The organism is Kosakonia quasisacchari (genome assembly GCF_004331415.1).
In the GTDB taxonomy this organism is placed as follows: Bacteria; Pseudomonadota; Gammaproteobacteria; order Enterobacterales; family Enterobacteriaceae; genus Kosakonia; species Kosakonia quasisacchari.
The window spans coordinates 9,144-26,211 of record NZ_SJOP01000035.1; the positions used below are offsets into that span (position 1 = coordinate 9,144).

Genomic DNA, 17,068 nt, shown 5'->3' on the forward strand with positions numbered 1-17,068 from the left:
GAAATTGATCGGTAATTTGTTAGACTTAATGCGACAGTCTGCACATGGAGAAGGGATATGAGTATTTTGAAAGAGTTCCGTGAATTTGCAATGCGCGGAAATGTGGTGGATTTGGCAGTTGGTGTCATCATCGGTGCAGCTTTCGGCAAAATTGTGTCGTCGTTGGTTGCCGATATCATTATGCCGCCGCTGGGGTTATTAATTGGCGGGATAGATTTCAAGTCGTTTGCCTGGACGCTACGCGGCGCGCAGGGCGACGTTCCCGCTGTCGTCATGCACTACGGCGTGTTTATTCAGAACATCTTTGACTTCATCATTGTCGCTTTTGCGATTTTCATTGCGATTAAGCTGATCAATAAGCTGAAACGTAAGCAGGAAGAAGAACCGAAAGCACCACCGGCACCGAGTAAAGAGGAAGTGTTGCTGAGTGAAATTCGCGACTTGCTGAAAGAGCAAAACAATCGCAGCTAAGCAAATGCAAGAAGGCCAGTGGTAAATAAGCGATTCGCTTGCTTGCCACTGGCCTCCTGAAAGCCTTTATTTGCGTGTTTGCCTTTCCGTAAATAACTTCCTTTCCCTTTCTTGTTTTTCTCTATACGTTGGCGAAATAGTGGATCATGTAACAAAGCTTCAACAGCGTTATCGTTGATCTGCCCTTTAGTATGTTGATAGCGGCTCATAACGTCTCCAGATTGTGTATTAAAACGGCCGGAGTGTAGATCTCTCTGCGCAGAAGATCAACAGGCCATTGGGGTCGGGTTACCACTTGCTCCCAGTTCAAGCGCTTCGAGAATAGAACAATAAACGCTGCTATGGGCTGTACCACAACATGCATCGTTCAGTTTTTGCAACGAGCGACGCATGGATTGTAACTCTTCAATGCGAGCTTCAACCTCGCCCAGTCTAGCCTGCACAATACTCTTCGACTCCTGGCAGGTGTGATGTTCAGGATCAATACGGATCGATAACAGTTCACGGATTGATTCGAGGGTAAATCCTAATTGTCGGGCATGACGAATGAATTTGAGCCGTTGCAGATCCTTTTCCGTATAGAGACGAAACCCGCCTTCCGTCCTGACTTCATGATCCATCATTTGCTGTTTTTCATAGTAGCGGATCGTATCTGGCGTGACCTCTGCGAGTTTCGCTATTTCACCAATGCGGTACATGATTACTCCTCATTAATTTTTTGCTGTAGTTTAGCTGCATAATCACCTCGCAGAAAATCAGTACTTAATCCTGCCTGGCGGAGTTTCATTTCCAGTAATGACAAACGGCGATGCAATACCTGGAAATCTGGATGATCGTGCTGCACGCTATTGAGCAGATCGATAAGCATCACGGCTTCTTTACGGTATTCCAGTTCTGGGGGCAGGCAGCCCGCATTTTTCAGTAAGCGATACCCAGCGCGGAGCTCCGCAGGGACATGAGAATCATCATCCAACAACAACGGCTCACCGCTGCCGGGTAGATTATCAAATTCACCTTTTTGCTGAGCATTGAGAATATGGCGTTCTGCCCACTGATCAAGTAACCACATAACGGCTCACGAGGAAATGAACAAAAAAGATACATGTAGTCTATTGTAAGGAAGAGGTTGTACTACTGATATAAAAAAACCCGCCGGAGCGGGTTTCTTTACGTTACTACAGATTACTCTGCAGCAGCTTCTGCTTTCGATTCAGAGCGATCAACCAGCTCGATGTATGCCATCGGCGCGTTGTCACCAGCACGGAAGCCACACTTCAGAATACGAGTGTAACCACCGGCACGGCTCGCGAAACGCGGGCCCAGCTCGTTAAACAGTTTTGCCACGATCTCGTTATCACGAGTGCGGGCGAATGCCAGACGACGATTAGCAACGCTATCCGTCTTGGCAAGAGTAATCAGCGGCTCAACTACGCGACGCAGCTCTTTCGCTTTCGGCAGGGTCGTCTTGATGATCTCATGACGAACCAAAGAACCTGCCATGTTACGGAACATGGCCTGGCGATGGCTGCTGTTGCGGTTCAGTTGACGACCACTCTTACGATGGCGCATGACCTTATCCTTCTCAGTAAAACCTTAACCTGTGATCCGGTTACTCGTCAGCAATGCTTGCCGGCGGCCAGTTTTCCAGGCGCATGCCCAGAGACAGACCGCGGGAGGCCAGCACGTCTTTAATCTCAGTAAGAGATTTTTTACCCAGGTTCGGCGTTTTCAGCAACTCAACCTCGGTACGCTGTACCAGATCACCGATATAGTGGATAGCTTCTGCCTTGAGGCAGTTAGCAGAGCGGACAGTCAATTCCAGATCGTCAACAGGGCGCAGCAGAATCGGATCGAATTCTGGTTTCTCTTCTTTAACTTCCGGCTGACGTACATCACGTAAATCAACGAAAGCTTCAAGTTGTTCAGCCAGAATGGTTGCCGCACGACGAATCGCCTCTTCAGGATCGATTGTGCCGTTGGTTTCCATTTCGATGACCAGCTTGTCCAGGTCGGTACGCTGTTCAACACGTGCTGCTTCAACATTGTAGGCAATACGCTCTACAGGGCTGTAGCAGGCGTCAACGAGCAGACGGCCGATTGGGCGCTCATCTTCTTCCGAATGAATTCGGGCAGACGCCGGAACATAACCACGACCGCGCTGAACTTTGATACGCATATTGATAGATGCGTTCTCATCGGTCAGGTGGCAGATCACATGCTGCGGCTTGACGATTTCGACATCACCGTCGTGGGTAATGTCGGCTGCGGTCACAGGGCCAATGCCAGATTTATTCAGAGTAAGAATAACATCATCTTTACCCTGAACTCTCACCGCCAGCCCTTTCAGGTTGAGCAGGATTTCAAGGATATCTTCCTGAACGCCTTCTTTGGTGCTGTACTCATGAAGTACACCATCAATCTCAACCTCAGTCACCGCGCAACCCGGCATCGATGAGAGCAGAATACGGCGCAGTGCGTTACCCAGAGTATGGCCAAAGCCACGCTCTAAAGGCTCAAGGGTCACCTTGGCGTGCGTCGAACTCACTTGCTCGATATCTACCAGGCGCGGTTTTAGAAACTCTGTCACAGAACCCTGCATTGTGTCCTCTCTTTGGTACTAAGCTTTACTTGGAGTAAAGCTCGACGATCAGGTGTTCGTTAATGTCCGCAGACAGATCAGAACGCTCCGGCTTACGCTTGAACGTGCCTTCCATCTTGCCAGCATCAACTTCCAGCCAGGTTGGCTTTTCACGCTGCTCAGCCAGCTCCAGAGCGGCTTTCACGCGAGACTGCTTTTTCGCTTTCTCACGAATGCTAACAACGTCATTCGGACTAACCTGATAAGAAGCGATGTTAACAACACGACCGTTTACCATGATTGCTTTGTGGCTAACCAGCTGGCGTGCTTCAGCACGAGTGGCGCCGAAGCCCATACGGTATACAACGTTGTCCAGACGACCTTCCAGCAGACCCAACAGGTTTTCACCGGTGTTGCCTTTCAGACGTGCTGCTTCTTTGTAGTAGTTACGGAACTGACGCTCCAGCACACCGTAAATACGGCGAACTTTTTGCTTTTCACGCAACTGCACACCATAGTCAGACAGACGCGGTTTACGCGCACCGTGCTGGCCAGGAGCTTGTTCAATTTTACACTTGGTATCGATCGCGCGAACGCCAGACTTAAGGAACAGGTCTGTGCCCTCACGACGGCTCAGCTTGAGCTTAGGACCCAAATATCTTGCCATTTTCTTTCTCCAACAATCCTAGAAAACGAACGCGTTATACGCGACGTTTTTTCGGCGGACGACAACCGTTGTGAGGGATCGGAGTCACATCAGTAATATTAGTGATGCGGAAACCAGCGGCGTTCAGAGCACGAATAGTAGATTCGCGGCCCGGACCCGGTCCCTTAACCATAACTTCCAGATTCTTGATACCGTATTCTTTTACGGCTTCAGCGCAACGCTCTGCTGCAACCTGAGCTGCAAACGGAGTGGATTTGCGAGAACCACGGAAACCGGAACCACCGGCTGTTGCCCAACCCAGTGCGTTACCCTGACGATCAGTAATAGTAACGATGGTGTTGTTGAAAGAAGCATGGATATGAGCCACGCCGTCAGAGACTTGTTTTCTTACACGTTTACGTGCGCGAATTGGTGCCTTTGCCATTATTCAATCACCCCGATTATTTCTTGATCGGTTTGCGCGGACCCTTACGGGTACGTGCGTTGGTCTTGGTACGCTGACCGCGAACCGGGAGACCACGACGATGACGCAAACCGCGATAGCAACCAAGATCCATCAGGCGCTTGATGCTCATGCTAACTTCACGGCGCAGATCACCTTCAACGACAAATTTGGCAACTTCGTCACGCAGCGTGTCGATTTGTTCTTCAGACAGCTCACTGATCTTAACATTTTCAGCGATGCCCGCAGCAGCCAGAATGGCTTGGGAGCGGGTTTTACCGACGCCATAGATCGAAGTTAACGCGATCACAGCATGTTTCTGATCAGGAATGTTAATGCCTGCTATACGGGCCACTATGCACTCCTATAATTTTACTTGCACGCACCATGCTGAAAAGCCCGTTTTCAGGATACTCAAATGGATACGTACAGACATACAAAAGATTGGCTGGCTAATCTAGCCAGCTCAACCCAACTTTGCAAGAAAAATATGCGAAATAATCAGCCTTGGCGCTGTTTATGTTTCGGCTCGGCACTGCAAATCACGCGGATGACGCCATCACGTTTAACGATTTTGCAGTTACGGCATAATTTCTTGACGGAAGCACGAACTTTCATTTTTACTCTCCGTAACTTCTCGGGCGACCATTAACGGCCATAGCCTTTCAGGTTCGCCTTCTTCAAGGCAGACTCATACTGACTGGACATCATCAGAGTTTGCACTTGAGCCATAAAGTCCATAATCACGACAACAACGATAAGCAGCGAAGTCCCACCAAAGTAGAACGGCACTTTCATCGCATCACGCATGAACTCCGGGATCAGGCAAATAAAAGTAATATAAAGCGCACCAACTAAAGTCAGGCGTGTCATTACTTTATCGATATACTTCGCCGTTTGCTCTCCCGGCCGAATTCCTGGTACAAATGCACCGGACTTCTTCAGGTTATCTGCTGTTTCTCGCGGGTTGAAAACCAACGCCGTATAGAAGAAACAGAAGAAGATGATTGCAGACGCATAGAGTAACACATAAAGCGGTTGCCCAGGCTGCAAATACAGCGAAATTGTTGTCAGCCAGTTCCAACCAGTACCGCCCCCAAACCATGACGCGATGGTTGCAGGGAACAGAATAATACTGGAAGCGAAGATTGCCGGGATTACCCCCGCCATATTCACTTTCAGCGGTAAATGTGTGCTCTGAGCAGCATAGACACGACGACCTTGCTGACGTTTTGCATAGTTCACCACAATGCGGCGTTGACCACGTTCAACAAAAACAACAAAGAACGTCACTGCGAATACTAATACTGCAACCAACAGCAACAGGAGGAAGTGCAGGTCGCCTTGACGCGCTTGCTCGATAGTATGGGCAATGGCTGGCGGAAGACCCGCCACAATGCCGGCAAAGATAATGATCGAGATACCGTTGCCGATACCGCGCTCAGTAATCTGTTCACCGAGCCACATCAGGAACATAGTTCCCGTAACCAGACTCACAACAGCAGTGAAGTAGAATGCAAAGCCTGGGTTCATAACCAGACCTTGCATACCAGGCATATTCGGTAAACCGGTAGCAATACCGATCGACTGGAATATCGCCAACACCAGAGTGCCGTAGCGGGTGTACTGGCTAATCTTGCGACGACCAGACTCCCCTTCTTTCTTCAGCTCTGCCAAGGCCGGATGAACGACCGTCAACAGTTGGATAATAATCGATGCCGAAATATACGGCATGATACCCAATGCAAAGATAGAAGCACGGCTAAGAGCACCACCAGAGAACATGTTAAACATCTCAATGATGGTGCCACGCTGTTGCTCAAGCAGTTTGGCAAGTACAGCGGCATCAATACCAGGGATCGGAATAAAAGAGCCAATACGGAACACAATCAACGCACCGATAACAAACAGCAGTCTGCGTTTCAGTTCGCCAATTCCACCCTTGGCACTTTGAAAATCTAATCCCGGTTGCTTAGCCATCTGCTACTTATTCCTCAATTTTACCGCCAGCAGCTTCGATAGCAGCACGAGCGCCTTTCGTCACACGCAGGCCACGAACAGTTACCGGACGAGCTACTTCACCAGCCAGGATCACTTTCGCGAACTCGATCTGGATGCCGATAATGTTAGCCGCTTTAAGCGTGTTCAGGTCAACTACGTCGCCTTCTACTTTAGCCAGATCGGACAGACGAATCTCTGCCGTAATCATTGCCTTGCGAGAAGTGAAACCGAATTTCGGCAGACGACGATACAGTGGCATCTGGCCACCCTCGAAACCGCGACGTACGCCACCGCCAGAACGAGAGTTCTGACCTTTGTGACCACGACCACCGGTTTTACCGAGGCCAGAACCGATACCACGACCCAGGCGTTTACCCGCCTTTTTGGAGCCTTCGGCCGGAGACAGAGTATTTAAACGCATCTCTTACTCCTCAACTTTAACCATGAAGGAAACCGCGTTGACCATACCGCGAACCGCAGGAGTATCCTCACGTTCAACAGTATGACCAATACGACGCAGACCCAGGCCAAGCAGCGTTGCCTTGTGTTTCGGCAGACGACCGATTGCACTGCGGGTTTGGGTGATTTTAATAGTCTTTGCCATGGTCAATTACCCCAGAATTTCTTCAACGGATTTACCACGCTTGGCAGCGACCATTTCCGGGGATTTCATATTTTCCAGGCCATCAATAGTTGCACGAACCACGTTAATCGGGTTGGTGGAACCATATGCTTTAGCCAGAACGTTATGAACCCCAGCGACTTCCAGAACGGCGCGCATTGCACCACCGGCAATAATACCGGTACCTTCGGAAGCCGGCTGCATGAATACACGAGAACCCGTGTGAGTACCCTTAACCGGGTGCTGCAGGGTGCCGTGGTTCAGCGCGACGTTAATCATATTGCGACGGGCTTTTTCCATCGCTTTCTGGATCGCTGCCGGAACTTCGCGGGCTTTACCGTAACCAAAACCAACGCGACCGTTACCATCGCCAACAACAGTCAGAGCTGTGAAGGAGAAAATACGACCACCTTTTACGGTTTTAGATACGCGGTTTACCGCGATCAGCTTTTCCTGCAGTTCGCCAGCTTGTTTTTCGATGTGAGCCATCTTACACCTCTACCTTAGAACTGAAGGCCAGCTTCACGGGCAGCATCTGCCAGTGCCTGGACGCGACCATGATATTGGAACCCGGAACGGTCAAAGGAAACATCTTTGATGCCTTTTTCCAGAGCGCGTTCAGCTACAGCTTTACCCACAGCTGCGGCCGCGTCTTTGTTACCGGTGTACTTCAGTTGTTCAGAGATAGCTTTTTCTACAGTAGAAGCAGCTACCAGAACTTCAGAACCATTCGATGCGATTACCTGGGCGTAGATATGACGCGGGGTACGATGTACCACCAGGCGAGTCGCACCAAGCTCTTTGAGCTTGCGGCGTGCGCGGGTCGCACGACGGATACGAGCAGATTTCTTATCCATAGTGTTACCTTACTTCTTCTTAGCCTCTTTGGTACGCACGACTTCGTCGGCGTAACGAACACCCTTGCCTTTGTAAGGCTCAGGACGACGGTAGGCGCGCAGATCTGCTGCAACCTGGCCAATCACCTGCTTATCCGCGCCTTTCAGCACGATTTCAGTCTGTGACGGACATTCTGCAGTGATACCGGCCGGCAGTTGATGATCAACAGGATGAGAAAAACCCAGAGCCAGGTTTACTACATTCCCTTTGACCGCTGCGCGGTAACCTACACCAACCAGCTGCAGCTTCTTAGTGAAGCCTTCGGTAACACCGATAACCATTGAGTTCAGCAGGGCACGCGCGGTACCAGCCTGAGCCCAACCGTCTGCGTAACCATCACGCGGACCGAAAGTCAGAGCATTGTCTGCTTGGTTAACTACAACAGCATCGTTGAGAGTACGAGTCAGCTCGCCGTTTTTACCTTTGATCGTGATAACCTGACCGTTGATTTTTACGTCAACGCCGGCAGGAATAACGACCGGTGCTTTAGCAACACGAGACATTTTTTCCTCCGATTAGGCTACGTAGCAGATAATTTCGCCACCAAGACCAGCCTGGCGCGCTGCACGATCAGTCATAACACCTTTAGAGGTAGAAATAACTGCGATACCCATACCACCCATAACTTTCGGCAGCTCATCTTTTTTCTTATAGATGCGCAGACCTGGGCGGCTGATACGCTGAATGCTTTCTACCACAGCTTTACCCTGGAAGTATTTAAGAGTCACTTCCAGTTCCGGCTTGGTGTCGCCTTCAATTTTAAAATCTTCAATAAAACCTTCTTCCTTCAGCACGTTGGCAATTGCCACTTTCAGCCTGGAGGAAGGCATGGTGACCGCAGCTTTGTTCGCGGCCTGACCGTTACGGATACGGGTCAGCATATCCGCGATCGGATCTTGCATGCTCATCTGTCTTTACTCCCGTGATTCAATTGGTGACAATTACCAGCTAGCCTTTTTCAGACCCGGGATTTCACCGCGCATAGCGGATTCACGGACCTTAATACGGCTCAACCCGAACTTCCGCAGGAAACCGTGCGGACGACCAGTTTGGCGGCAGCGGTTACGCTGACGAGACGGGCTGGAATCACGCGGCAGACTCTGCAGCTTGAGAACAGCATTCCAACGATCTTCGTCGGAAGCGTTCACATCAGAAATGATCGCTTTCAGTTCAGCGCGTTTCGCGAAGTATTTTTCAGCTAAAGCTACGCGTTTAACTTCGCGTGCTTTCATTGATTGCTTAGCCATGAAGTAACCCTACCTTACTTGCGGAACGGGAAGTCAAAGGCAGCCAGCAGAGCACGGCCTTCTTCGTCAGATTTCGCAGTAGTGGTAATGGTAATATCCAAACCACGCACGCGGTCGACTTTATCGTAGTCGATTTCTGGGAAGATGATCTGCTCACGGACACCCATGCTGTAGTTACCACGACCGTCGAAAGACTTAGCGGACAAGCCACGGAAGTCACGGATACGCGGTACAGCAATAGTGATCAGGCGCTCAAAGAACTCCCACATGCGTTCGCCACGCAGAGTCACTTTACAGCCGATCGGATAGCCCTGACGGATTTTGAAGCCCGCAACAGATTTGCGCGCTTTGGTGATCAACGGTTTTTGACCGGAGATTGCTGCCAGGTCAGCTGCTGCGTTATCCAGCAGTTTCTTGTCAGCGATCGCTTCACCAACACCCATATTCAGGGTGATCTTCTCGACCCGAGGGACTTGCATGACAGAATTGTAGCTAAACTCAGTCATGAGTTTCTTAACTACTTCGTCTTTGTAGTAATCATGCAGTTTCGCCATCGTACTACTCCAAATTACTTGATAGTTTCGCTGTTAGATTTAAAGAAACGGACTTTTTTGCCGTCTTCGAATCTAAAGCCTACACGGTCGGCCTTGCCGGTTGCCGCATTGAAGAGCGCAACGTTAGAAACCTGAATTGCAGCTTCTTTTTCAACGATGCCACCCGGTTGATTCAGGGCCGGAACCGGCTTCTGATGTTTCTTAACCAGGTTGATACCTTCAACAATGATCTTGCCGGAAGACAGAACATTTTTTACTTTACCGCGCTTACCTTTATCTTTACCGGTTAACACGATAACTTCGTCATCACGACGGATTTTCGCTGCCATGATTCGCTCCTTAGAGTACTTCTGGTGCCAGAGAGATAATTTTCATGAACTTCTCGTTACGAAGTTCACGAGTTACCGGCCCAAAAATACGCGTACCGATAGGTTGCTCGCTGTTATTGTTCAAAATAACGCATGCATTACCATCGAAGCGAATGACAGAACCGTCCGGGCGACGAACACCCTTCTTGGTGCGCACCACTACCGCCTTCAGCACATCACCTTTTTTGACCTTGCCACGCGGAATCGCTTCCTTGATGGTGATCTTGATGATGTCGCCTACGCCTGCGTAGCGACGGTGCGAGCCACCCAGAACCTTGATACACATTACGCGACGTGCACCGGAGTTGTCGGCGACGTTCAGCATAGTCTGTTCTTGGATCATTTCAGTGCTCCGCTAATGTCAACTACTACTGAAGACCCTAAAATCAGGGTCGATAAAAAGCCCCATATCGGGGGCGCAGCATTATAACACCGCTTCCTTGATATGGGTAGAAAAAATAAACGGCCCATCGCTGAGCCGTTTATTCGTTTGAGAACGCGTACTCTATTACAGAATCGCTTTCTCTACAACGCGAACCAGCGTCCAGGACTTAGTCTTGGACAGCGGACGGCATTCGCGGATTTCAACCACGTCGCCAGTACCGCATTCGTTGTTCTCGTCATGTACGTGCAGTTTAGTCGTACGTTTGATGAATTTACCGTAGATCGGGTGTTTCACAAAACGCTCGATAGCTACAACAATGGATTTCTCCATTTTGTCGCTAACAACACGACCTTGCAGAGTACGGATTTTATCGGTCATTACGCACCCGCCTTCTCAGTCAGTAAAGTCTTAACGCGTGCGACATTACGACGCACTTGCTTCAACAGGTGAGTCTGTTGCAGCTGGCCACTTGCAGCCTGCATACGCAGGTTGAACTGCTCGCGCAGCAGGTTAAGCAGCTCGGTGTTCAGCTCTTCAACGCTCTTTTCACGCAGCTCTTTTGCTTTCATTACATCACCGTCTTAGTTACAAAGGTGGTTTTAATCGGCAGTTTTGCTGCTGCCAGCTCGAAGGCTTCACGGGCCAGCTCTTCCGGAACACCGTCCATTTCGTACAGGACTTTACCCGGCTGAATCAAGGCAACCCAATACTCTACGTTACCTTTACCTTTACCCATACGAACTTCCAGCGGCTTCTCGGTGATCGGTTTGTCCGGGAATACACGGATCCAGATCTTACCCTGACGCTTAACAGCACGAGTCATAGCACGACGTGCCGCTTCGATCTGACGAGCGGTCAGACGACCACGGCCAACAGCTTTCAGACCGTAAGTGCCGAAGCTCACATCCGTGCCCTGCGCGAGACCACGGTTGCGGCCTTTGTGCACTTTACGGAATTTTGTACGCTTTGGTTGTAACATCAGCGACGCTCCTTATTTACGGCCTTTACGCTGCTGCTTTTTAGGTTGAGCAGCCGGTTTTTCCGGTTGTTCAACTGCAGCCATACCACCAAGGATCTCGCCTTTGAAGATCCACACTTTTACGCCGATTACACCGTAAGTGGTGTGCGCTTCGGAGGTGTTGTAGTCGATGTCAGCACGCAGAGTGTGCAGCGGAACGCGACCTTCACGGTACCATTCAGTACGTGCGATTTCCGCGCCGCCCAGACGGCCGCTAACTTCAACTTTGATACCTTTAGCGCCCAGACGCATTGCGTTCTGTACAGCACGCTTCATAGCACGACGGAACATAACACGACGTTCCAGCTGAGAAGTGATGCTGTCAGCAACCAATTTTGCGTCCAGTTCAGGTTTACGAACTTCGGCGATATTGATCTGAGCAGGAACGCCAGCGATATCCGCTACGACCTTGCGCAGTTTCTCAACGTCTTCACCTTTTTTACCGATAACGATACCCGGGCGAGCAGTGTGAATGGTCACACGGATGCTCTTAGCCGGACGCTCGATAACGATACGAGATACAGACGCTTTAGCCAGTTCCTTAGTCAGGTACTGACGTACTTTAAAATCGCTGTCCAGGTTGTCAGCGAATTCTTTGGTGTTCGCAAACCAGGTTGAGTTCCATGGTTTTACAATACCCAGGCGAATACCATTAGGATGTACTTTCTGACCCATTGCTAGTCTCCAGAGTCTCAGCGATCGGACACAACCACAGTGATGTGGCTGGTGCGCTTCAGGATGCGATCTGCACGACCTTTCGCACGCGGCATAACGCGCTTCATGCTCGGGCCTTCGTCTACGAAAATTTTCGTAACTTTCAGATCGTCAATGTCAGCGCCATCGTTGTGTTCAGCGTTAGCAATGGCAGATTCCAGAACTTTCTTGACCAGTACAGCCGCTTTCTTATTGGTGTAGGTCAGAATATCCAGGGCCTGCGACACTTTCTTACCGCGAATCAGGTCAGCAACAAGGCGAACCTTCTGAGCAGAAGAACGAGCATGGCGATGTTGAGCTAAAGTTTCCATCTCTTCCTCCTACCTTATTTCTTCTTCGCTTTTTTATCAGCAGCGTGGCCGCGATAAGTACGAGTCGGTGCGAATTCACCCAGTTTGTGACCGACCATTTCGTCGGAAACAAATACCGGAACGTGCTGACGACCATTATGGACAGCGATGGTCAAACCGATCATGTTAGGAAAGATCGTTGAACGACGGGACCAAGTGCGCAGGGGCTTCTTGTCTCCGCTTTCCACCGCTTTCTCTACCTTCTTCAGCAAGTGCAGGTCAATAAAAGGACCTTTCTTGAGAGAACGTGGCATGGCTTATCCTCTAAAATTATTTGCTACGGCGACGTACGATGAATTTATCAGTACGCTTGTTGCTGCGGGTCTTCTTACCTTTGGTCTGAACGCCCCACGGGGTTACCGGGTGCTTACCAAAGTTACGACCTTCACCACCACCATGTGGGTGGTCGACTGGGTTCATCGCAGTACCGCGAACGGTAGGACGAACACCACGCCAGCGTGCAGCACCGGCTTTACCCAGAACGCGCAGCATATGCTCAGCATTGCCAACTTCGCCCAGAGTCGCACGGCATTCTGCTTCGACTTTACGCATTTCACCAGAACGCAGACGCAGGGTGACATAAGCACCATCGCGAGCAACGATCTGAACGTAAGTACCAGCGGAACGAGCCAGCTGACCGCCTTTACCTGGTTTCATTTCTACGTTATGAACGGTAGAACCAACCGGGATATTGCGCATCGGCAGGGTGTTACCTGCTTTGATTGCAGCATCAACGCCAGATTGAATCTGGTCGCCAGCTTTCAGGCCTTTAGGGGCCAGGATGTAACGGCGTTCGCCATCTTTGTACAGAACCAGCGCGATGTTCGCGGAACGGTTCGGATCGTACTCAAGACGTTCAACAACTGCCGGGATACCATCTTTGTTGCGTTTGAAGTCAACAATACGGTAAGCCTGCTTGTGGCCACCACCGATATGACGAGTGGTGATACGGCCATTGTTGTTACGACCACCGGATTTGCTGTTTTTTTCCAGCAACGGAGCAAAAGGTTTGCCCTTGTGCAGCTCAGGGTTAACCACTTTAACAACGTGGCGACGACCCGGAGATGTCGGTTTACATTTAACAACTGCCATTGTATTACTCCTCCGACTTACTCAGCGCCGCCAACGAAGTCCAGATTCTGGCCTTCTTTCAGGGTGACGTAAGCTTTTTTCCAGTCGCTACGACGACCGATACGCTGTCCGTGACGTTTAACTTTCCCTTTAACTACCAGGGTGTTAACGACTTCGACTTCGACTTCAAACAGTTTCTGCACAGCAGCTTTGATTTCTGCTTTGGTCGCGTCTTTAGCAACTTTGAGAACGATGGTATTTGTTTTTTCCATCGCAGTAGACGCTTTTTCAGAAACGTGCGGTGCGCGCAGCACCTTCAGCAGACGTTCTTCACGAATCATGCCAGCATCTCCTCAACTTGCTTAACAGCATCAGCAGTCATTACGACTTTGTCGAAGGCGATCAGGCTAACCGGGTCGATACCAGTCGCGTCGCGAACATCAACCTTGTGCAGGTTGCGCGCGGCCAGGAACAGGTTTTCGTCCAGCTCACCGGTGATGATCAGCACATCTTCCAGAGCCATGTCTTTCAGTTTCTGAGCCAGCAGCTTGGTTTTCGGTGCTTCAACAGAGAACTGCTCGACAACGATCAGACGATCCTGACGTACCAGTTCGGACAGGATGCTTTTCAGCGCGCCGCGGTACATCTTTTTGTTAACTTTTTGACTGTGGTCCTGCGGACGCGCAGCGAAGGTCACGCCACCAGAACGCCAGATCGGGCTCTTGATAGAACCAGAACGAGCACGACCGGTGCCTTTCTGGCGCCACGGTTTTTTACCGGAACCAGTTACTTCAGCACGGGTCTTCTGAGCACGAGTACCCTGACGAGCACCAGCTGCATAAGCTACAACAACCTGGTGTACCAGCGCTTCGTTAAAGTCACGACCGAAGGTAGTTTCGGAAACAGTCAGCGCGCTCTGCGCGTCTTTCAATACTAATTCCATTGCTATCTCCTCACGCCTTCACAGCTGGTTTAACGATCAGGTCGCTACCGGTTGCACCCGGGACAGCACCTTTAACCAGCAGCAGGTTGCGCTCAGCGTCAACACGTACTACGTCCAGGCTCTGAACGGTTACGCGCTCATTACCCAGCTGACCTGCCATTTTCTTGCCCTTGAACACTTTGCCCGGAGTCTGGTTCTGACCGATAGAACCCGGAACGCGGTGAGACAGGGAGTTACCGTGGGTAGCGTCCTGGGTACGGAAGTTCCAGCGCTTAACGGTACCTGCGAAACCTTTACCTTTAGAGGTGCCAGTTACGTCAACTTTTTTAACTTCAGCAAACAGCTCAACGCTAATGTCCTGACCCACGGTGAATTCTTCGCCGTCAGCCAGACGGAATTCCCACAGACCACGGCCAGCTTCAACGCCAGCTTTGGCGAAGTGACCCGCTTCCGGTTTGGTTACACGGTTAGCTTTTTTAGCACCGGTGGTAACCTGAATTGCGCGGTAGCCATCGTTAGCCAGGTCTTTAACCTGAGTAACGCGGTTTGCTTCAACTTCGATTACGGTTACTGGGATAGATACGCCATCTTCAGTGAAGATGCGGGTCATGCCCACTTTTTTACCGACTAAACCAATCATTGTTTCAACCTCTCAATCGCTCGATGACCTGATTAACCCAGGCTGATCTGCACGTCTACACCGGCAGCCAGGTCCAGACGCATCAGAGCATCAACGGTTTTTTCGGTTGGCTCAACGATGTCAACCAGACGCTTGTGAGTGCGGATTTCGTACTGATCGCGCGCGTCTTTGTTAACGTGCGGGGAGATCAGAACGGTGAAGCGCTCTTTGCGGGTCGGCAGCGGGATCGGACCACGGACTTGCGCACCAGTGCGCTTAGCAGTCTCGACGATTTCCGCGGTTGATTGATCGATCAGACGATGATCAAACGCTTTAAGACGGATACGGATTCTTTGGTTCTGCATGAGACCAGAGCTCCAATTATTTATAGACGAAAATAATTACTCCTCACACCCATTACGATTGATGGGGGAGTGTAATCGTTCTTACGTAGCCCCCCGATTGGGGGCATTGTAACGGCTAAACAACACCGTTGTGGTTCAGATTGAACCCGCCGTCATTTACGACAAGCCCGCGCATTATACGTAAATCTGAGCCAGACGCAAGCAGAGTTTAGAAATTAAGCAGTGCTGCGAGCATGCTCGCAGGGTAAACGTAACAGCAATAAAGCAGCGATATTTCTCACGAACGGCTACGCAACATCAGCAATAGTTAATTGGCGTTCACACAGCAATTTCGCATTCTGTATGCCACCAGTTACTGACTTATATGGCAGGACACCGTGTTTTTTCTCGCTGTTTATCTGTTACTCAATCTGATGCTTGTCTGGTACGACATTCGTACCGGGTTACTGCCAGATCGGTTCACCTGTCCTCTTCTTTGGGCGGGACTAATTTGGCACTGCTTCGCAAATGCTGAACTATTGCAGCAGGCGGTCATAGGCGCGGCGGCAGGTTACATGGGATTTGCTGTTATTTATTGGGGCTACAAAACATTGCGCGGACAGGAAGGGCTCGGCTACGGTGATGTAAAATATCTTTCAGCTCTCGGTGCCTGGCATGGCTGGCAGAATTTACCAGGACTGGTTTTTTTAGCCGCCTTATTTGCTTGCAGTATGGTAAGTGTTAACGCACTCAGATTACGCAGTTTGCAGGCATTAAAAAACCCACTGCCTTTCGGGCCATTTCTGGCGGCAGCGGGTTTACTGACGGGATACCATTCAGTGATTACAACTGCTATTCCACTTTGATTTGCGACTGGAGATAGTTCTGAAGGCCAATTTTGCTTATTAGATCCAGTTCTGTTTCCAGCCAATCAATATGATGCTCTTCCTCGGCAAGAATCTTGATCATCATGTCGCGGCTAACGTAGTCATGGACGCTATCTGCATAAGCGATGGCTTCGCGCAAATCCTTCGCGCCTTCCAGTTCCAACCTGAGATCGGATTGCAGCATCTCTTCAACATCTTCACCAATCCCAAGTTTGCCCAAATCCTGCAAATTAGGGATACCTTCAAGAAACAAAATACGCTCAATGTAAAGATCGGCGTGTTTCATTTCATCAATAGATTCATGGTATTCGACATCGTTGAGGCGCGTCAGCCCCCAATTTTTGAACATTCTCGCGTGGAGAAAGTATTGGTTTATTGCGACAAGCTCATTTCCCAATAATTTATTGAGATAATTTATGATTTTAACATCACCTTTCATTATGTAGTCCCTCCGCTTCCACTCATTGAAGCGTAGATGGGGCTACAGGGATGTCAAAAAAAAGATAAGGGCTCAGGCAATCTCTTTGTATTCCGGCATCTGGGTAAGTTCGTCTTGCATGATCTCTCTTGCTGCGCGAACACATTTACCACACTGATTTCCAACCGGAACAAACTTGCGGAGCTGCTGAAATGATTGCGGATGAAACTGGCGCACTGCCTGGCGAATTTTTTTATCACTCACACCATTACACAAACAAACGTACATGATCACTCCCGTTCAATTTCTGCGCAAAGTGTAAATGAGAATGGTTGCGATTACAATAGCCCAACTGTAAAGCTGCTCGCTCGCAGCGGGGCTTAATTTCCAACAAATATTTCGACCGTAAATAGCGAGCAGCAAAAAGGGCGCCGAAGCGCCCTCTTTCAATTCAAAGCTAATTAATTAGCTC

The 17,068-nt window shown here is 49.9% G+C and carries 35 protein-coding genes; 2 read left to right on the forward strand and 33 right to left on the reverse strand.

Going from position 1 to position 17,068, the window contains the following annotated elements:
- The first annotated feature begins 57 nt into the window (after positions 1–57).
- Positions 58–471: a large-conductance mechanosensitive channel protein MscL gene (gene mscL / locus E0L21_RS23550; RefSeq protein WP_131413685.1), complete on the forward strand. Its 414-nt coding sequence runs from the start codon at positions 58–60 to the stop codon at positions 469–471.
- On the opposite strand, the gene E0L21_RS23555 is transcribed toward mscL, so the two are convergent.
- The 31 genes from E0L21_RS23555 to rpsJ form a co-directional block, all read right to left on the reverse strand.
- Entirely contained in the window at positions 468–680 is a 213-nt protein-coding gene (locus E0L21_RS23555) for an alternative ribosome-rescue factor A (RefSeq protein ID WP_131413686.1), read from the reverse strand. The two genes, mscL and E0L21_RS23555, sit on opposite strands and share 4 nt — an antisense overlap.
- 57 nt (positions 681–737) lie before the next feature.
- On the reverse strand, positions 738–1,169 hold the full coding sequence (zntR, locus tag E0L21_RS23560; protein WP_131413687.1) for a Zn(2+)-responsive transcriptional regulator: 432 nt from the start codon (positions 1,167–1,169) through the stop codon (positions 738–740).
- Between the two features lie 2 nt (positions 1,170–1,171).
- Positions 1,172–1,540 (reverse strand): DnaJ family domain-containing protein, encoded by a 369-nt coding sequence (locus E0L21_RS23565; protein ID WP_131413688.1) that lies wholly within the window; start codon positions 1,538–1,540, stop codon positions 1,172–1,174.
- 113 nt (positions 1,541–1,653) lie between these two features.
- Complete coding sequence (gene rplQ / locus E0L21_RS23570; protein ID WP_001216372.1) at positions 1,654–2,040, reverse strand: 50S ribosomal protein L17; 387 nt, start codon at positions 2,038–2,040, stop codon at positions 1,654–1,656.
- Positions 2,041–2,080: 40 nt separating this feature from the next.
- The gene (locus E0L21_RS23575) at positions 2,081–3,070 is read right to left on the reverse strand and encodes a DNA-directed RNA polymerase subunit alpha (protein WP_007369825.1); all 990 of its coding nucleotides are present in this window, start codon (positions 3,068–3,070) and stop codon (positions 2,081–2,083) included.
- A 25-nt stretch (positions 3,071–3,095) separates the two neighbouring features.
- A complete protein-coding gene (rpsD, locus tag E0L21_RS23580; RefSeq protein ID WP_003031138.1) occupies positions 3,096–3,716 on the reverse strand; it encodes a 30S ribosomal protein S4 in 621 nt (206 codons plus the stop codon).
- Positions 3,717–3,750: 34 nt separating this feature from the next.
- Positions 3,751–4,140, reverse strand: coding sequence for a 30S ribosomal protein S11 (gene rpsK, locus E0L21_RS23585; RefSeq protein ID WP_002919257.1), 390 nt, complete (start codon positions 4,138–4,140; stop codon positions 3,751–3,753).
- 16 nt (positions 4,141–4,156) lie between these two features.
- Positions 4,157–4,513: a 30S ribosomal protein S13 gene (rpsM, locus tag E0L21_RS23590; protein WP_023479435.1), complete on the reverse strand. Its 357-nt coding sequence runs from the start codon at positions 4,511–4,513 to the stop codon at positions 4,157–4,159.
- A gap of 146 nt (positions 4,514–4,659) precedes the next feature.
- On the reverse strand, positions 4,660–4,776 hold the full coding sequence (gene rpmJ / locus E0L21_RS23595) for a 50S ribosomal protein L36 (RefSeq protein WP_000868187.1): 117 nt from the start codon (positions 4,774–4,776) through the stop codon (positions 4,660–4,662).
- Between the two features lie 30 nt (positions 4,777–4,806).
- The gene (secY, locus tag E0L21_RS23600) at positions 4,807–6,138 is read right to left on the reverse strand and encodes a preprotein translocase subunit SecY (RefSeq protein ID WP_007369823.1); all 1,332 of its coding nucleotides are present in this window, start codon (positions 6,136–6,138) and stop codon (positions 4,807–4,809) included.
- 7 nt (positions 6,139–6,145) lie between these two features.
- Entirely contained in the window at positions 6,146–6,580 is a 435-nt protein-coding gene (gene rplO, locus E0L21_RS23605; RefSeq protein WP_131413689.1) for a 50S ribosomal protein L15, read from the reverse strand.
- 3 nt (positions 6,581–6,583) lie between these two features.
- A complete protein-coding gene (rpmD, locus tag E0L21_RS23610) occupies positions 6,584–6,763 on the reverse strand; it encodes a 50S ribosomal protein L30 (RefSeq protein WP_001140434.1) in 180 nt (59 codons plus the stop codon).
- 6 nt (positions 6,764–6,769) lie between these two features.
- Entirely contained in the window at positions 6,770–7,270 is a 501-nt protein-coding gene (gene rpsE, locus E0L21_RS23615) for a 30S ribosomal protein S5 (RefSeq protein ID WP_007369821.1), read from the reverse strand.
- 14 nt (positions 7,271–7,284) lie between these two features.
- Complete coding sequence (gene rplR, locus E0L21_RS23620; protein WP_017460073.1) at positions 7,285–7,638, reverse strand: 50S ribosomal protein L18; 354 nt, start codon at positions 7,636–7,638, stop codon at positions 7,285–7,287.
- A 9-nt stretch (positions 7,639–7,647) separates the two neighbouring features.
- Entirely contained in the window at positions 7,648–8,181 is a 534-nt protein-coding gene (rplF, locus tag E0L21_RS23625) for a 50S ribosomal protein L6 (RefSeq protein WP_017460072.1), read from the reverse strand.
- A gap of 12 nt (positions 8,182–8,193) precedes the next feature.
- Positions 8,194–8,586 (reverse strand): 30S ribosomal protein S8, encoded by a 393-nt coding sequence (gene rpsH, locus E0L21_RS23630; protein WP_039054673.1) that lies wholly within the window; start codon positions 8,584–8,586, stop codon positions 8,194–8,196.
- Between the two features lie 33 nt (positions 8,587–8,619).
- Entirely contained in the window at positions 8,620–8,925 is a 306-nt protein-coding gene (gene rpsN, locus E0L21_RS23635; RefSeq protein ID WP_007369817.1) for a 30S ribosomal protein S14, read from the reverse strand.
- A gap of 14 nt (positions 8,926–8,939) precedes the next feature.
- A complete protein-coding gene (gene rplE / locus E0L21_RS23640; protein WP_074780829.1) occupies positions 8,940–9,479 on the reverse strand; it encodes a 50S ribosomal protein L5 in 540 nt (179 codons plus the stop codon).
- Positions 9,480–9,493: 14 nt separating this feature from the next.
- Entirely contained in the window at positions 9,494–9,808 is a 315-nt protein-coding gene (gene rplX, locus E0L21_RS23645) for a 50S ribosomal protein L24 (RefSeq protein ID WP_016538464.1), read from the reverse strand.
- A 10-nt stretch (positions 9,809–9,818) separates the two neighbouring features.
- Positions 9,819–10,190: a 50S ribosomal protein L14 gene (gene rplN, locus E0L21_RS23650; protein WP_000613954.1), complete on the reverse strand. Its 372-nt coding sequence runs from the start codon at positions 10,188–10,190 to the stop codon at positions 9,819–9,821.
- Between the two features lie 165 nt (positions 10,191–10,355).
- Positions 10,356–10,610, reverse strand: a complete 255-nt coding sequence (gene rpsQ, locus E0L21_RS23655) for a 30S ribosomal protein S17 (RefSeq protein WP_017460070.1) — start codon at positions 10,608–10,610, stop codon at positions 10,356–10,358.
- Complete coding sequence (gene rpmC / locus E0L21_RS23660; RefSeq protein WP_024549500.1) at positions 10,610–10,801, reverse strand: 50S ribosomal protein L29; 192 nt, start codon at positions 10,799–10,801, stop codon at positions 10,610–10,612. The genes rpsQ and rpmC overlap by 1 nt, the downstream gene beginning before the upstream one ends.
- Positions 10,801–11,211 carry a 50S ribosomal protein L16 gene (gene rplP / locus E0L21_RS23665; RefSeq protein ID WP_007369814.1) on the reverse strand — a complete coding sequence of 137 codons (411 nt, stop codon included), beginning with the start codon at positions 11,209–11,211 and terminating at the stop codon, positions 10,801–10,803. Before rplP ends, rpmC begins: the two co-directional genes overlap by 1 nt.
- A gap of 12 nt (positions 11,212–11,223) precedes the next feature.
- Entirely contained in the window at positions 11,224–11,925 is a 702-nt protein-coding gene (rpsC, locus tag E0L21_RS23670) for a 30S ribosomal protein S3 (RefSeq protein WP_000529945.1), read from the reverse strand.
- A 17-nt stretch (positions 11,926–11,942) separates the two neighbouring features.
- Positions 11,943–12,275: a 50S ribosomal protein L22 gene (gene rplV, locus E0L21_RS23675; RefSeq protein WP_074780819.1), complete on the reverse strand. Its 333-nt coding sequence runs from the start codon at positions 12,273–12,275 to the stop codon at positions 11,943–11,945.
- 14 nt (positions 12,276–12,289) lie between these two features.
- Positions 12,290–12,568, reverse strand: coding sequence for a 30S ribosomal protein S19 (gene rpsS, locus E0L21_RS23680; protein WP_001138115.1), 279 nt, complete (start codon positions 12,566–12,568; stop codon positions 12,290–12,292).
- Between the two features lie 16 nt (positions 12,569–12,584).
- Positions 12,585–13,406, reverse strand: coding sequence for a 50S ribosomal protein L2 (gene rplB, locus E0L21_RS23685; protein ID WP_007369812.1), 822 nt, complete (start codon positions 13,404–13,406; stop codon positions 12,585–12,587).
- 17 nt (positions 13,407–13,423) lie between these two features.
- Positions 13,424–13,726 carry a 50S ribosomal protein L23 gene (gene rplW, locus E0L21_RS23690; protein ID WP_000617546.1) on the reverse strand — a complete coding sequence of 101 codons (303 nt, stop codon included), beginning with the start codon at positions 13,724–13,726 and terminating at the stop codon, positions 13,424–13,426.
- Positions 13,723–14,328 (reverse strand): 50S ribosomal protein L4, encoded by a 606-nt coding sequence (gene rplD, locus E0L21_RS23695; RefSeq protein ID WP_007369811.1) that lies wholly within the window; start codon positions 14,326–14,328, stop codon positions 13,723–13,725. Before rplD ends, rplW begins: the two co-directional genes overlap by 4 nt.
- Before the next feature lie 10 nt (positions 14,329–14,338).
- On the reverse strand, positions 14,339–14,968 hold the full coding sequence (gene rplC / locus E0L21_RS23700; protein ID WP_017460069.1) for a 50S ribosomal protein L3: 630 nt from the start codon (positions 14,966–14,968) through the stop codon (positions 14,339–14,341).
- A gap of 32 nt (positions 14,969–15,000) precedes the next feature.
- A complete protein-coding gene (gene rpsJ / locus E0L21_RS23705; protein ID WP_001181005.1) occupies positions 15,001–15,312 on the reverse strand; it encodes a 30S ribosomal protein S10 in 312 nt (103 codons plus the stop codon).
- A 377-nt stretch (positions 15,313–15,689) separates the two neighbouring features.
- Between rpsJ and E0L21_RS23710 the strand changes: the two genes are divergently transcribed.
- Positions 15,690–16,157: a prepilin peptidase gene (locus E0L21_RS23710; RefSeq protein ID WP_131413690.1), complete on the forward strand. Its 468-nt coding sequence runs from the start codon at positions 15,690–15,692 to the stop codon at positions 16,155–16,157.
- Here E0L21_RS23710 and bfr read toward each other — a convergent pair.
- Positions 16,144–16,617, reverse strand: a complete 474-nt coding sequence (bfr, locus tag E0L21_RS23715; RefSeq protein WP_131413691.1) for a bacterioferritin — start codon at positions 16,615–16,617, stop codon at positions 16,144–16,146. The two genes, E0L21_RS23710 and bfr, sit on opposite strands and share 14 nt — an antisense overlap.
- Positions 16,618–16,689: 72 nt before the next feature.
- Positions 16,690–16,884 (reverse strand): bacterioferritin-associated ferredoxin, encoded by a 195-nt coding sequence (gene bfd, locus E0L21_RS23720; protein WP_017460066.1) that lies wholly within the window; start codon positions 16,882–16,884, stop codon positions 16,690–16,692.
- Positions 16,885–17,068 lie beyond the last annotated feature (184 nt).

Coding starts and splice junctions, on each gene's coding strand:
- mscL (WP_131413685.1), top strand. CDS start 58: ATGAGTATTTTGAAAGAGTTCCGTGAATTTGCAATGCGCGGAAATGTG.
- E0L21_RS23555 (WP_131413686.1), bottom strand. CDS start 680: ATGAGCCGCTATCAACATACTAAAGGGCAGATCAACGATAACGCTGTT.
- zntR (WP_131413687.1), bottom strand. CDS start 1,169: ATGTACCGCATTGGTGAAATAGCGAAACTCGCAGAGGTCACGCCAGAT.
- E0L21_RS23565 (WP_131413688.1), bottom strand. CDS start 1,540: ATGTGGTTACTTGATCAGTGGGCAGAACGCCATATTCTCAATGCTCAG.
- rplQ (WP_001216372.1), bottom strand. CDS start 2,040: ATGCGCCATCGTAAGAGTGGTCGTCAACTGAACCGCAACAGCAGCCAT.
- E0L21_RS23575 (WP_007369825.1), bottom strand. CDS start 3,070: ATGCAGGGTTCTGTGACAGAGTTTCTAAAACCGCGCCTGGTAGATATC.
- rpsD (WP_003031138.1), bottom strand. CDS start 3,716: ATGGCAAGATATTTGGGTCCTAAGCTCAAGCTGAGCCGTCGTGAGGGC.
- rpsK (WP_002919257.1), bottom strand. CDS start 4,140: ATGGCAAAGGCACCAATTCGCGCACGTAAACGTGTAAGAAAACAAGTC.
- rpmJ (WP_000868187.1), bottom strand. CDS start 4,776: ATGAAAGTTCGTGCTTCCGTCAAGAAATTATGCCGTAACTGCAAAATC.
- secY (WP_007369823.1), bottom strand. CDS start 6,138: ATGGCTAAGCAACCGGGATTAGATTTTCAAAGTGCCAAGGGTGGAATT.
- rplO (WP_131413689.1), bottom strand. CDS start 6,580: ATGCGTTTAAATACTCTGTCTCCGGCCGAAGGCTCCAAAAAGGCGGGT.
- rpmD (WP_001140434.1), bottom strand. CDS start 6,763: ATGGCAAAGACTATTAAAATCACCCAAACCCGCAGTGCAATCGGTCGT.
- rpsE (WP_007369821.1), bottom strand. CDS start 7,270: ATGGCTCACATCGAAAAACAAGCTGGCGAACTGCAGGAAAAGCTGATC.
- rplR (WP_017460073.1), bottom strand. CDS start 7,638: ATGGATAAGAAATCTGCTCGTATCCGTCGTGCGACCCGCGCACGCCGC.
- rplF (WP_017460072.1), bottom strand. CDS start 8,181: ATGTCTCGTGTTGCTAAAGCACCGGTCGTTATTCCTGCCGGCGTTGAC.
- rpsH (WP_039054673.1), bottom strand. CDS start 8,586: ATGAGCATGCAAGATCCGATCGCGGATATGCTGACCCGTATCCGTAAC.
- rpsN (WP_007369817.1), bottom strand. CDS start 8,925: ATGGCTAAGCAATCAATGAAAGCACGCGAAGTTAAACGCGTAGCTTTA.
- rplE (WP_074780829.1), bottom strand. CDS start 9,479: ATGGCGAAACTGCATGATTACTACAAAGACGAAGTAGTTAAGAAACTC.
- rplX (WP_016538464.1), bottom strand. CDS start 9,808: ATGGCAGCGAAAATCCGTCGTGATGACGAAGTTATCGTGTTAACCGGT.
- rplN (WP_000613954.1), bottom strand. CDS start 10,190: ATGATCCAAGAACAGACTATGCTGAACGTCGCCGACAACTCCGGTGCA.
- rpsQ (WP_017460070.1), bottom strand. CDS start 10,610: ATGACCGATAAAATCCGTACTCTGCAAGGTCGTGTTGTTAGCGACAAA.
- rpmC (WP_024549500.1), bottom strand. CDS start 10,801: ATGAAAGCAAAAGAGCTGCGTGAAAAGAGCGTTGAAGAGCTGAACACC.
- rplP (WP_007369814.1), bottom strand. CDS start 11,211: ATGTTACAACCAAAGCGTACAAAATTCCGTAAAGTGCACAAAGGCCGC.
- rpsC (WP_000529945.1), bottom strand. CDS start 11,925: ATGGGTCAGAAAGTACATCCTAATGGTATTCGCCTGGGTATTGTAAAA.
- rplV (WP_074780819.1), bottom strand. CDS start 12,275: ATGGAAACTTTAGCTCAACATCGCCATGCTCGTTCTTCTGCTCAGAAG.
- rpsS (WP_001138115.1), bottom strand. CDS start 12,568: ATGCCACGTTCTCTCAAGAAAGGTCCTTTTATTGACCTGCACTTGCTG.
- rplB (WP_007369812.1), bottom strand. CDS start 13,406: ATGGCAGTTGTTAAATGTAAACCGACATCTCCGGGTCGTCGCCACGTT.
- rplW (WP_000617546.1), bottom strand. CDS start 13,726: ATGATTCGTGAAGAACGTCTGCTGAAGGTGCTGCGCGCACCGCACGTT.
- rplD (WP_007369811.1), bottom strand. CDS start 14,328: ATGGAATTAGTATTGAAAGACGCGCAGAGCGCGCTGACTGTTTCCGAA.
- rplC (WP_017460069.1), bottom strand. CDS start 14,968: ATGATTGGTTTAGTCGGTAAAAAAGTGGGCATGACCCGCATCTTCACT.
- rpsJ (WP_001181005.1), bottom strand. CDS start 15,312: ATGCAGAACCAAAGAATCCGTATCCGTCTTAAAGCGTTTGATCATCGT.
- bfr (WP_131413691.1), bottom strand. CDS start 16,617: ATGAAAGGTGATGTTAAAATCATAAATTATCTCAATAAATTATTGGGA.
- bfd (WP_017460066.1), bottom strand. CDS start 16,884: ATGTACGTTTGTTTGTGTAATGGTGTGAGTGATAAAAAAATTCGCCAG.